Raw genomic sequence first — 12233 nt, 5'->3', positions numbered from 1 at the left:
TTACCGGGAGCCGGTCATGCCGTTTCTGTCTGTCCCGCCGCGCACGGCGCCGGGACGTATTTTTCTCAGTCTCCTGCTCGGCATCGGCCTGCCGGTGGTCCTGTTCGGCATCCTGATGCTGCGCACCCAGGGCTACGAGCCGATGGGCCTGTGCACGCCGGCAGTCGGCGGCCTGCTGCCCATCGACATGAGCCGCGGCGGCGCCATCCCCTATACCTGCGCGGTCAACTGGGACTATGTCGGCACCAGCATGATCCTGCCCGGCCTCGGCTTCGCGCTGCTGGCCTGGCTGCTGCTGCGCCTGCTGGTGCACCGTCAGGCCGGCTGACGCGCCGCTTCTTTCATCACCCCGGCCAGAATCCCGTAGACCTCGGTCCAGGCGGCTTTGGTCTCCGGTGTGAAATCCGGCCCGAGGCCCTGTTCCAGCGTCCATAACAGTGCGGCGCCGACCGTGTCGTAATGGTCGTCGCGCACGCCATAACCGGCATGCTTGCGCCCCAGATCCTGTACCACGGACACCAGTTGCGGCAGGCGGTCGAGGCTGCTGACCGCCAACCCGATGGTCGCCATCAGCTTGCGGCCCTGTTCCCTGATGTCGCCCTTGAACAAAGGCTTCACCTCGGGCGCGGTCTCGAACAGGCGGGTGTAGAACAGGCCGGCCGCCTGTTCGGCGATCGGCGCGACCTTGGCGAAGCTCTGCTTCACCAGCTGGGCTTGTTCGGGCGTCATGGGGCAATGTCTCCGGCTGGGGGTCCGCACACAAAAAACGCCACCGATCCGGTCCGGCGCGGAGATCGCACGGGACCGTGTCGGCAGCGTTGCCATGAAGCCGGCATCGGCTTCGCGTCTTTCAATGCAGGCGGCATGCCAGCGGTGGATGCCGAGCAGACTCAAGGAGCTAGGGCATGGCGACGGATTGTGTGCCGCATGCGTCCTGCCCGTTTCGCAGGCGGACGCCATTTTGTCGGGCACAGAAAAACCGCCCGGCCATTGCTGACCGGGCGGTTCGCGTTACAGGCCGTGGTGCGGCTTACTCTGCCGCCTGGCCGACCGGGGCGCCGTTGGTGCCGGGCTTCCAGCGCAGCACGGGGCTGCGGGCGGCGCGGGTTTCGTCGAGCCGCCGCCGCGGGGTCAGCCGTGGCGCGCCCTGGAACCAGGTCGCCTGGTTGCCCCGTTTCGCCTTCTCGGCGAGGCCGCGCAAGGTGGCGATGAACATGTCGAGGCTGTCCTTGCTCTCGCTCTCGGTCGGCTCGATCAGCATGGCGCCATGCACGACCAGCGGGAAGTAGACCGTCATCGGGTGATAGCCCTCGTCGATCATCGCCTTGGCGAAATCGAGCGTGGTCACCCCGGTTTCCTTCAGGAAGTCGTCGTCGAACAGCGCCTCATGCATGCAGGGGCCCTCGAAGCTCGGGCTCATGATGTCCTTCAGCGAGGCCATCACGTAATTGGCCGACAGCACGCTGTCTTCCGAGACGCGCTTCAGCCCGTCGCCGCCATGGCTGAGCATGAAGGCGAGCGCGCGGATGAACATGCCCATCTGGCCGTGGAAGCCCTTCATGCGGCCGAAGCTCCTGCCGCCATCCTGCTCGACCAGGCTGTAGCCGACACCATCGTGGATGACGTAGGGCAGCGGCATGAAGTCCTTGAGCGCATCCGAGAGGACGACAGGGCCCGAACCCGGGCCGCCGCCGCCGTGCGGCGTCGAGAAGGTCTTGTGCAGGTTGATGTGCATGGCGTCGATGCCGAGGTCGCCCGGCCGCAGCTTGCCGACGATGGCATTGAAATTGGCGCCGTCGCAGTAGAAGAAGCCGCCGACGCCATGGATCAGGTCGGCGACGGTCTTGATGTCGCGCTCGAACAGGCCGCAGGTATTCGGGTTGGTCAGCATGATCGCCGCCACGTCGGGCCCGAGCTTGGCCTTCAGTGCCGCGAGGTCGACGCGGCCGTCTGCGGTGGCCGGGATCGGATCGACGGTATAGCCGCACATCGCCGCCGTCGCCGGGTTGGTGCCATGGGCGGATTCAGGGGCAAGAATCCGCTTGCGCACATCGCCGCGTGCCTTCAGCGCCGCGCGGATCGCCATCAGGCCGCAGAGTTCGCCGTGCGCGCCTGCCGCCGGCGACATCGCCACCGCCGGCATGCCGGTCAGCGTCTTGAGCCAGCCGGCGAGCTGGTCGATCAATTCCAGCGCGCCCTGCACGGTCGAGACCGGCTGCAGCGGATGGATGTCGCCCAGACCCGGCAGCCGCGCCACCTTTTCGTTGAGCCGCGGATTATGCTTCATGGTGCAGGAGCCGAGCGGATAGAGCCCGGCATCGATGGAATAGTTCTTCTGGCTCAGCCGCACGAAATGGCGGATCACCTGCGGCTCGCTCAGGCCCGGCAGGCCGATGCGGCCCTGGCGCTTCAGGCCGCCGAGGCGATCCTGCACTTTCGGCGCATCCGGCAGGTCGACGCCGGTACGGCCGGCCTCGCCCTGTTCGAAGATCAGCGCCTCTTCCATCAGCAGGCCGCGGTTGCCGGTAATGGTGCCGGCGGCATCGCTTTCGGCCTGCTGGTTCGGCGTGGTCGGGCGTCCCTGGCGGTTCAGCATCACAGCACCTCCTGGAGCGCGGCGACAAGGGCAGACATGTCGTCTTCCGAATTGGTCTCGGTCACGGCGAGCAGCAGCACGTTTTCGAGCGCGGCATTGCCCGGATAGAGCCGCGCCGCCGGCACGCCGCCGAGGATCTCGCGCTCGGCCAGCGCCTCGACCACGGCGGTTGCCGGTTTCGGCAGCCGGATGGCGAACTCGTTGTAGAAGCTGCCGCTCAGCACCTCGACGCCCTTGAGCGTGGCGAGCCTGTCGGCGAGCTGCACCGCCTTGCCGTGGTTGATCGCGGCGAGCTGGGTGAAGCCGGCCTCGCCGAGCAGGCTGAGATGGATGGTGAATGCCAGCGCGCAGAGACCCGAGTTGGTGCAGATGTTCGAGGTCGCCTTCTCGCGGCGGATATGCTGCTCGCGCGCCGAGAGGGTCAGCACGAAGCCGCGGCGGCCGTCCTGGTCGACGGTCTCGCCGCAGAGCCGGCCCGGCATCTGGCGCACGTATTTTTCGCGCGTGGCGAACAGGCCGACGTAAGGCCCGCCGAAGCTGAGCGGCACGCCGATGGCCTGACCCTCGGCGACGACGATATCCGCACCCATGGCACCCGGGGGGGTGACGAGGCCGAGCGAGGTGACCTCGGTGACCACCACGACCAGTAGCGCGCCCTTGGCCTGGCAGGCCCTGGCGAGACCGGACAGGTCGCGCAGCTGGCCGAACACGCTCGGGTTCTGCACGACGACGCAGGCGGTGGTCTCGTCGATCAGGCCGCTGAGGTCCTCGGTGCCGTTGAGATCGACGGGGGCGGCGACATGGGGCTGGTCGGTCTGGTCCATCAGGGTGGAGACCACATCGCGGTAATGCGGATGCAGCCCGCCGGACAGAATGGCCTTGGTCTTCTTGGTGACGCGCTGGGCCATCAGCACCGCTTCGCCGGCGCCGGTGGCGCCGTCATAGAGCGAGGCATTGGCGACTTCCATGCCGGTGATCATCGCCACCTGGGTCTGGAACTCGAACAGATACTGCAGGGTGCCCTGGCTGATCTCGGGCTGGTAGGGCGTGTAGGAGGTGAGGAATTCCGAGCGCTGGATCAGATGATCGACGGCGGCCGGGATATGGTGGCGATAGGCGCCGGCGCCGAGGAAGCAGGGCACTTCCGACGGCGACAGGTTTTTTTTCGCCAGCCGGATGAACTGGCGTTCGACTTCCAGTTCGCCCTGGTGCGGCGGCAGGTCAATGGCGGCATTCAGCGCACCGGCCGGCACATCCCTGAACAGGGCATCGATGCCGGGCGCGCCGATCACCGCCAGCATGTCGCGGCGGTCGGCTTCGGTCAGACCAAGATAGCGCATCGGGCGCTCCTAATTAAGTTCAGAGGGTTTTCAGGAAAGCGTCGTAGGCGGCCTGGTCCATCAGGGCATCGAGCTCGGCCTTGTCGGCGATCTTCAGCTTGACGAACCAGCCGCCGGTCTGCGCCTCGCGGTTGACCAGCGACGGATCATCGGCGATGGCCTGGTTGCCCTCGACCACCTCGCCGCCGATGGGCGCGTAGACTTCCGATGCCGCCTTGACCGATTCGACCACGGCAACCTCGTCGCCGGCGGCGACTTTCTTGCCCGGCGCCGGCAGGTCGACGAAGACCACGTCGCCGAGCTGGCTCTGCGCGTAATCCGAGATGCCGATGGTGGCCACTTCGCCGTCGAGACGGACCCACTCGTGATCCTTGGTGTAGCGAACGGTCATTCTGGTCGTCTCCTTACTTGGCGTAGCGTTTGGTGATGAAGGGAAGGGGGCAGGTCTTGGCCGGCAGGGTCTTGCCGCGCACCAGCAGGCCGAGCGGCGTGCCGGCCTTGGCGTATTCGGTGGCGACATAGCCCATGGCAACGGGCGCATCGACGCTGGGGCCGAAGCCGCCAGACGTGATCACGCCGATCTTGTCGCCCGCCTCGTTCAGCACCTCGGTGCCCTCGCGGGCCGGGGCGCGGCCCTCGGGCTGGATGCCGACGCGTTTGCGGGCGACGCCCTCGGCCAGCTGTTTCTGGATGATGGCGGCGCCGGGATAGCCGCCTTCTTCGCGGCGGCGCTTGGAGATCGTCCAGGCGAGGCCGCCCTCGATCGGCGTGGTCGTGGTGTCGATATCGTGGCCGTAAAGGCAGAGCCCGGCCTCAAGGCGCAGGCTGTCGCGGGCGCCGAGGCCGATCGGCTTCACTTCCGGCTGGGCCAGCAGCCAGCGGGCAAAGTCTTCCGCCTGGTCGGCCGCCAGCGAGATTTCGCAGCCATCCTCGCCGGTATAGCCGGAGCGGGTGACAAAGGCCTCGTATTTGCCGAGCGCGAGCGTTGCGCCCATGCCGAAGCTCATCGCCGGCACCACGCTGTTGAGCCGGCTGAGGACGTCCACTGCCTGCGGCCCCTGCAGGGCGATCAGCGCGCGGTCTTCCAGATACTCGACCTCGCAGCCTTTGAGGTGGTCCTGCAGGTGTTTGATGTCTTGTTCTTTACAAGCAGCGTTGACGATGACGAAGAGGTCGCGGTCACGCTTGTTGACCATCAGGTCATCAAGGATGCCGGCCTTGTCGTTGGTGAAGACCGTGTAGCGCATGCGCCCGACGTCCAGCGCGACGAGATCGCCGGGCACCAGGGCCTCCAGCGCCCTGGCCGGATCGGCGCCGGTGATGCGCACCTGGCCCATATGCGAGACGTCGAACAGGCCGGCGGCGGCGCGGGTATGCTTGTGTTCGGTGAGGATGCCGGCCGGATACTGCACCGGCATGTCGTAGCCGGCGAAGGGGACCATGCGCGCGCCAAGTTCCTTGTGCAGCGCATGCAACGGCGTGACTTTGAGAGTTTCGGCTGTATCGCCCAAGCGAAAGGTCCCTTCAGAACAGAGTCAGAGTCGTCCAGGCGGATGGTTTCGCCTGACGCCCCCTCTGTCCCGGGACCTGAGAGATTCGCGGTCACGGCAGATTTGCCGCCCACTTACTCCTTCGGTGGGACCGGGGTTGGACTCCCGATCCGCTTTCCAGAGTGTCGCCAGCCCGTGCGGTCCGTTGGCCTGAGAGTTTCCGGGGCGGTTGCTCCTTCGGCGCGTCATTCCCGTATATAAAGACCGGGTCTGACGGCTCTCCCGCCGGACTGAATGCGACGCCGCGAGAATAGGCTGCGGTGCAACAGAGTCAAACTGAATCGGGCTGACGCCGCGGAAGCCCGGGAAAACCCCGATTGACAAAGGTTTAGAGCGCCTTAGGCTTATCCACAGGAGCACAAAAAGCGGCGACTCGGTGCGAGTCGCGGCAGCGAGATGTTCCGGAGGAAACCGCCATGGACAGACCCGCTATCAATCCGTTTTTCGTGAAGCAGATGGCCATGTATTCCGCCTATCACCGGGACGGCCGCAACCGGGCCACCCATTTCATCGGCATCCCGGCCATTGTGTTCGCCATTTTCATCCCGCTGCACTGGTTGCCGGTCGCCGACCTCTGGGCCGGCGAGCGGGTGATCACGGCGGCCACCCTGCTGTGGCTGGTGACCGGCGGCTTCTATCTCTGGCTCGACCGCACCATCGGCGGCATCATGGTGCTGGTCGCCTTCGTCCTCATGCTGGTAGCCGAGCAGGTTGCCTTGCAGGGGGCGACCACCGGCTGGATCGTTTTCGCTGTCTTCTTTGCCGGCGGCTGGGTGTTCCAGCTGGTCGGCCATGTCTTTGAGGGCCGCCGGCCGGCGCTGGCCGACAACCTGCTGCAGGCCCTGATCGGGCCGATGTTCCTGGTGGCGGAGAGCGTGTTTGCCGCCGGGCTGAAGCGTGACCTGCATGACGCGGTCGAAGCGCGCTGGAGAGACTATTCGGTGGGTGCCATGCAGGCGCGTGCCGTCTGAGCATTACGAGAGAGCCGGAACGGACAAGAGGGTTCATGTCACGCTGGAAGAAGCGGCCCGCAGGGTCGACCTGGGGCGATTTCGGGCCGGACGACCGGCTGGGCCGCGTCAATCTGATCACCGCGGAAAAGGTGAAGCAGGGGGCGGCAGAAGTGAAGGAGGGGCGCAGCTTCTGCCTGTCGCTGCCGCTGGAATATCCCGGCGGCAACCTGCTCAACCCGCGCCGTTTCCCGCCGCAGCTGTTTGCCGTGGTGCGCGAAGGGCGACCGAACATGGCGCTGCCACTGTCGATGTATGATCCGCATGTCACCGATGTGTCGAGCGACGATGCGGCGCTGTTGTACCTGCAGTATTCGACCCAGTGGGACAGCTTCGCCCATATCGGCTCGATGTTCGATGCCGATGGCGACGGCACGCCGGAGCGCGTCTTCTACAACGGCTGGCGCGGCGGCAGCGATATTCCCGATGTGCCGGATCGCAACATCGGCGAACCGCGCCTGGAACGCTTTCCGTCGCCGGGGACCGAGGCGCTCGGCATCCACAATTTCGCTCGCCACGGCATGCAGGGCCGCGGCGTACTGGTCAACCTGAAGGACGCAGTCGGCGACAAGCGCGACTGGGTCGGCTACGACCTGCTGATGCGCCTGATCGAGGCGCAGAAGGTGGCGGTCGAGCAGGGCGACATGCTCTGCCTCTACACCGGCTTCGGCGACGTGGTGATGGCGATGCAGAAAAAGCCCGACCTGCACCGGCTGGAAAATTCCTGCGCCGTGCTCGATGGCCGCGATACGAAGCTGCTGAACTGGATCACCGACAGTGGTCTGAGCTGCCTGATTGCCGACAACTACGCCGTCGAGGGGCTGCCCGCCCGAGAAAGTGATTCTGGGCCTGTCGAGGGCAGTCATGCGATGCTGCCGCTGCATGAACACTGTCTGTTCAAGCTCGGCATTCCGCTCGGCGAATTGTGGTATCTGTCGGACCTGGCGGCCTGGTTGAAACAGCATGGCCGCAGCCGCTTCATGCTGACGGCACCGCCGCTGCGCCTGACCGGTGCGGTCGGTTCGCCGGCCTCGCCGATCGCCACGGTGTGATGCGCGCGCCTGCTGTCTGACAGCAGAGCATTCTTGTCCGTCTACTGAGCTTTAACGCGCGTGACTCAGCGCATGCCTGCGGTGTGCGCTGCATCCACCCTTCATGGTGGCGCGTCGGACGAAGTTTTATCCGTTATTGAATATTTACTCCTGCTGGTTTTGCGGTTGTGCCAATGTCGCAATCGTAGACTGCGCAACACGGACGCATTCATAGGGCAATAGGCCCGCGTCCTGGTTGGCGCCACCGCACCCGCAACGGGTGAAGAAACCAGAAGGGGAGAAGGCCATGACAATCCATCACCGCATCCGCATCGCCGCCGCCGCCATAGCGGTATCCCTGGCGCTGTGCGTGGCGCAGGGCGCCAGGGCGCAGGACCATGTGCCGAAGGCAACGGCCTGGGCCCAGAAAACCCTGAAGGGCTGGATGGCGGATCCTGTCGTGATCGACGCCATCAAGGCGCAGAATGCCAAGCATGCTTCGCTGGCACAGGACAAGATCGATGCGCTGGACAAGCAGTGGCGCGCCGAGACGAAGGCGGGCGCCAAACCACTGATCGACTCCGTCATCGGCAATCCGCTGTCGGCCTATCTGAAAAAGAAAGAAGCGGACTCGAAGGGCCTGGTGACGGAAATCTTCGTGATGGACGACAAGGGCCTCAATGTCGGCCAATCCGATGTCACCTCGGATTACTGGCAGGGTGACGAGGCCAAGTGGCAGAAGACCTATTCGGTCGGACCGAATGCCATTTTCGTCGACAAGGTCGACCAGGACGAGTCGACCCAGAAATTCCAGACCCAGGTCAGCATGTCGGTCGTCGATCCGGCGTCCGGCAAGGTCATCGGCGCCGTCACGGTCGGTCTCGATGTCGAAATGCTGATGGAGATGTAAGCCGGCCGCGCTCACCACCGGCAGGCTTCGATCGGGAGACACACCATGCAAAGTGCAATTCTGGCCTCGTCCCCGCCCAAAGCGGGGACGACACGGGGCGGGCTGCGCCTGTCGCTGTCGCAGAAACTCGGCCTGCTGATTGCGGTCATTGTCTGCATCGCGGTCGGCCTGACCGTGATGCTGCAGATCAGCCAGCGGCAGCAGAACGCCGTCGAGGATTTCCGCGATGCCAACCTGCAGATCGCCAGTCTGGTGGCGCAGCAGATTTCCGGCGGCGTGCGCTGGAACAAGCCGGAGACGATCACCCCGACCCTGGAAGGGGTGGCGGATTTCGGCGGCAGTGCGCTGGCCAATGCCGCCGTGTTCAACCTCAAGCGCGAGCTGGTCGTCAAGTACGAGGGCAAGCGGTTCCCGGTTCATGAGGAACTGGTCAGCGATTTCAAGCCGGCCGTTGAAGCCGAAACCAAGGCCGGCAAGACCGTGGCCTATTCCGATGGCCAGGACCATTACATCATGGCGGTGCCGGTTCAGTCCGGACGCGAAAAGGATTATGTCGGCACCCTGATGCTGGCTTTCAGTCTGCAGGATCTCAATGCGGCGCTTGCGGCCGAACAGAAGCAGGCGATGATTTCCGGTGGTGCGCTGCTGGCGGCGCTGCTGCTGGCGCTGGTCCTCGGCACGCAGCTTCTGGTCAGCCGCCCGCTGCGGAATCTGTCCGCCACCATCAGCGACCTGATCGCCGGCCGGCAGGATGCGGTGATCCCGAGCACCGGTCGCCGCGACGAAGTCGGCGATATCGCCCGCAGTCTCGATGTCTTCAAGCAGCAGATCGTCCGGAACCAGCAGTTGCAGGATGAAAGCGCCCGCGCCCAGGCCGGCCAGCTGGCCGAGCGCGAGCAGGCCGAAGCCGAACGGCAGCGCCAGGAACAGCTGCTCGATCATGCCGTGGCCCAGGTCCTTGAAGCCGCCGTCGGCGGCGATCTGGGGCAGCGGATCGCCACGGGCGAGTTGCGCGGTGCCACCCAGCGCATCGGCGAGGGCATGAACCGGCTGCTCGATGTCACCGACCGCTCGCTGCAGCAGATCAGCACGATGCTGGCGGCGATGGCCGATGGCGATCTGTCCAAGCGGATCAGCGGCGATTTTGCCGGCGTGTTTGCCCGCATCCAGGGCGACGCCAACGACATGGCGGGCAAGCTGACCGATATCGTCGGCCGGCTGGTCGATACCAGCCGGACGGTCCGCGATGCCTCGGGCGAGATTTCCTCGGGCAGTCAGGACCTCGCCAGTCGCACGGAGTCGCAGGCGGCTTCCATCGAGGAGACGGCGGCGTCGATGCACCAGATCACCACCACGGTGAAACAGAATGCCGACAATGCCCAGGCCGCCAACCAGCTTGCGGTCGCCGCCCGCGATACCGCCGATCGCGGCGGTTCGGTGGTCGCCGATGCGGTGACGGCCGTGACGCAGATCGAGGAGAGTGCGCGCAGGATTGCCGATATCGTCGGCCTGATCGACGAGATCGCCTTCCAGACCAACCTGCTGGCGCTGAACGCCAGCGTGGAGGCGGCCCGCGCGGGAGAAGCGGGCAAAGGCTTTGCCGTGGTCGCCCAGGAAGTCCGCGCGCTGGCCCAGCGTTCGGCCAATGCGTCGAAGGACATCAAGGCGCTGATCTCCGAATCGAATGCGCAGGTGAAGACCGGCGCCGGGCTGGTCAACCAGACCGGCGCCTCGCTGACCGAGATCGTCACCGCGATCAAGAAGGTCAGCGACATCGTCGCCGAGATCGCGGCAGCCAGCCGCGAGCAGGCCACCGGCCTCGACCAGGTCAACACGGCCGTGGGCAGCATGGACGAAATGACGCAGCGGAATGGCGCCCTGGTCGAGCAGACCTCAGCCTCGGCCCAGGCGCTCGCCAATCAGGCCGTCGAACTCGCGGGCCTCGTCGCTTTCTTCCGCACCGACGGCGCGCGTTAGGCGGGGCGCCGATAAATCCCGCCGCCCCGCCTTGCTGAGGCGGACCGCGATCTGGTTTGATTGCGGCCCTGTTCAGCAAGGAGAAACCGGGAATGAATGGCGCCGAAAGCCTTGTCCGCACGCTGCTGGCGTCGGGGGTCGATACCTGCTTCGCCAATCCGGGCACCTCGGAGATGCATTTCGTCGCGGCGCTCGACCAGGTGCCGGGCGTGCGCTGCGTGCTGGGCCTGTTCGAAGGCGTGGTGACCGGTGCTGCCGACGGCTACTGGCGCATGTCACACCGGCCGGCGGCCACCCTGCTGCATCTCGGCCCCGGCCTCGCCAACGGCGTCGCCAATCTGCATAACGCGCGCAAGGCGGCGTCGGGCATCGTCAACGTGGTCGGCGAACACGCCACCTATCACCTGCAGTATGACGCACCGCTGACCTCGGACATCGACGGCATCGCCCGGCCGGTCTCGGCCTGGATCGGCCGGGCCAGGGCGGCGCATGACGTGCCCAAGCTGGGTGCCGAAGCCGTTTCGGTGGCCCGCAGCGGCTCCGGCCGCATCGCCACCATGGTGCTGCCGGCGGATACCGCCTGGACCGAGGTGACCGGTCCGGCGCCGGCCCTGCCGGTGCCGCCGCGGGCGAAGGTTGACGACAGCGCGATTGCCGCTGCCGCTGCGGCGCTGAAGAAAGCCGGCCCGCGCGGCATCCTGGTGCTGGGCGGACACGCCCTGCTGCGGCCCTGCCTGCTGGTGGCGGCGCGGATTGCGGCGGCCACCGGCTGCAAGCTGTCCAATCCGGGTGCCAGCGCGCGCATGGAACGCGGCGGCGGCCTGCCGCGCGTCGGTCGCGTGCCTTACATCCTGCAGCAGGCGCTCGCCTACCTGAAGGATACCGACGAGATGGTGCTGGTCGGCGCGCGCCGGCCGGTCGCCTTTTTCGCCTATCCCGGCCAGCCGAGCCTGTTGACCCCCGATCACTGCCGCATCACGCCGGTGGCCGATGTCGACGATGACCTGCTCGATGCACTGGAACGCCTGGCCGATGCCGTGCAGGCGCCGAAGACCGCGCCGGCACCGCCGGCCCTGCCCAAGCCGGACCTGCCGGACGGCGCGCCGACTTTCGAGAAAATCGCCGCCGCCGTGGCGGCGCTGATTCCCGATCATGCCATCGTGCTGGACGAATCGCTGACCTCGGGGCGCGGCATCTTTGCCGCCTCCGAGGCCTCGGGCCCGCACGACTGGCTGCAGAACATGGGCGGCTCGATCGGCTACAGCCTGCCGATGGCGGTCGGCTGCGCCATCGCCTGTCCCGACCGCAAGGTGGTGGCGCTGACCGGCGACGGCAGCGCCTTCTATACCCTGCAGGCGCTGTGGACGATGGCGCGCGAGCAACTCGATGTCACCGTGGTGATCTTCGCCAACCGGTCCTACAACATCCTGCGCGGCGAACTGGCCAATGTGGGGGCCGCCAACCCGGGGCCGCGGGCCATAGACATGCTGACGCTTGATCGTCCGAACCCGGACTGGGTAGCCCTGGCGAAAGGCCATGGCGTGGCGGCCGAGCGGGTCGACGACATGGCCGCTTTCGCGCGGGCCTTCCGCGGCGCGCTGCGGGAAAAGGGACCACGCCTGATCGAACTGGTGCTGTGAATGTTACTGAAAAAACAGCACCGAAATTGGGTTAACAGCCCGATTTCATTTGCCGAAATCGCGGAATTCGGGTTCTAATCGGCGCGTCCCTGAAGCGCCGGGTGGGGTTGCCCGACGCAGGCGTGGGTGCCAGAGGGACCCGGTTTGAAATCCTGATCCACCCGGTCCGCGCCGGCCCT

Annotated in this window: 11 protein-coding genes and 1 riboswitch; of the genes, 6 read left to right on the top strand and 5 right to left on the bottom strand. The window is 66.2% G+C overall.

Annotated features, from left to right (window positions below):
- Positions 1-16: 16 nt before the first annotated feature.
- Positions 17-328 (top strand): hypothetical protein, encoded by a 312-nt coding sequence (locus tag ACFOOQ_RS01755; RefSeq protein ID WP_379720862.1) that lies wholly within the window; start codon positions 17-19, stop codon positions 326-328.
- Here ACFOOQ_RS01755 and ACFOOQ_RS01750 read toward each other — a convergent pair.
- From ACFOOQ_RS01750 to gcvT, 5 genes are all read right to left on the bottom strand, one after another.
- Positions 316-729, bottom strand: a complete 414-nt coding sequence (locus tag ACFOOQ_RS01750; RefSeq protein ID WP_379720859.1) for a globin family protein — start codon at positions 727-729, stop codon at positions 316-318. The two genes, ACFOOQ_RS01755 and ACFOOQ_RS01750, sit on opposite strands and share 13 nt — an antisense overlap.
- Positions 730-1030: 301 nt before the next feature.
- A complete protein-coding gene (gcvPB, locus tag ACFOOQ_RS01745; protein ID WP_379720856.1) occupies positions 1031-2599 on the bottom strand; it encodes an aminomethyl-transferring glycine dehydrogenase subunit GcvPB in 1569 nt (522 codons plus the stop codon).
- Positions 2596-3936, bottom strand: coding sequence for an aminomethyl-transferring glycine dehydrogenase subunit GcvPA (gcvPA, locus tag ACFOOQ_RS01740; protein ID WP_379720853.1), 1341 nt, complete (start codon positions 3934-3936; stop codon positions 2596-2598). The genes gcvPB and gcvPA overlap by 4 nt, the downstream gene beginning before the upstream one ends.
- Before the next feature lie 19 nt (positions 3937-3955).
- Positions 3956-4327 (bottom strand): glycine cleavage system protein GcvH, encoded by a 372-nt coding sequence (gene gcvH / locus ACFOOQ_RS01735; RefSeq protein WP_379720850.1) that lies wholly within the window; start codon positions 4325-4327, stop codon positions 3956-3958.
- Between the two features lie 13 nt (positions 4328-4340).
- Positions 4341-5447 (bottom strand): glycine cleavage system aminomethyltransferase GcvT, encoded by a 1107-nt coding sequence (gcvT, locus tag ACFOOQ_RS01730; RefSeq protein WP_379720847.1) that lies wholly within the window; start codon positions 5445-5447, stop codon positions 4341-4343.
- A 167-nt stretch (positions 5448-5614) separates the two neighbouring features.
- A riboswitch (glycine riboswitch) is annotated at positions 5615-5721 on the bottom strand.
- 181 nt (positions 5722-5902) lie between these two features.
- On the opposite strand from gcvT, the gene ACFOOQ_RS01725 reads away from it, so the two are divergent.
- From ACFOOQ_RS01725 to ACFOOQ_RS01705, 5 genes are all read left to right on the top strand, one after another.
- Positions 5903-6457 (top strand): Mpo1 family 2-hydroxy fatty acid dioxygenase, encoded by a 555-nt coding sequence (locus ACFOOQ_RS01725; RefSeq protein ID WP_379720844.1) that lies wholly within the window; start codon positions 5903-5905, stop codon positions 6455-6457.
- Between the two features lie 35 nt (positions 6458-6492).
- Positions 6493-7548, top strand: coding sequence for a cyclase family protein (locus tag ACFOOQ_RS01720; RefSeq protein WP_379720841.1), 1056 nt, complete (start codon positions 6493-6495; stop codon positions 7546-7548).
- Between the two features lie 286 nt (positions 7549-7834).
- On the top strand, positions 7835-8437 hold the full coding sequence (locus ACFOOQ_RS01715) for a hypothetical protein (RefSeq protein WP_379720838.1): 603 nt from the start codon (positions 7835-7837) through the stop codon (positions 8435-8437).
- A gap of 45 nt (positions 8438-8482) precedes the next feature.
- Entirely contained in the window at positions 8483-10414 is a 1932-nt protein-coding gene (locus tag ACFOOQ_RS01710; RefSeq protein WP_379720835.1) for a methyl-accepting chemotaxis protein, read from the top strand.
- Between the two features lie 92 nt (positions 10415-10506).
- Entirely contained in the window at positions 10507-12054 is a 1548-nt protein-coding gene (locus tag ACFOOQ_RS01705) for an acetolactate synthase large subunit (protein WP_379720832.1), read from the top strand.
- Positions 12055-12233: the final 179 nt, after the last annotated feature.

This window comes from Ferrovibrio xuzhouensis, from assembly GCF_042648965.1.
Taxonomy (GTDB): Bacteria; Pseudomonadota; Alphaproteobacteria; order Ferrovibrionales; family Ferrovibrionaceae; genus Ferrovibrio; species Ferrovibrio xuzhouensis.
Note: the sequence above shows the minus strand (reverse complement) of the source record. Positions and strands in the feature narration are given on the sequence as shown.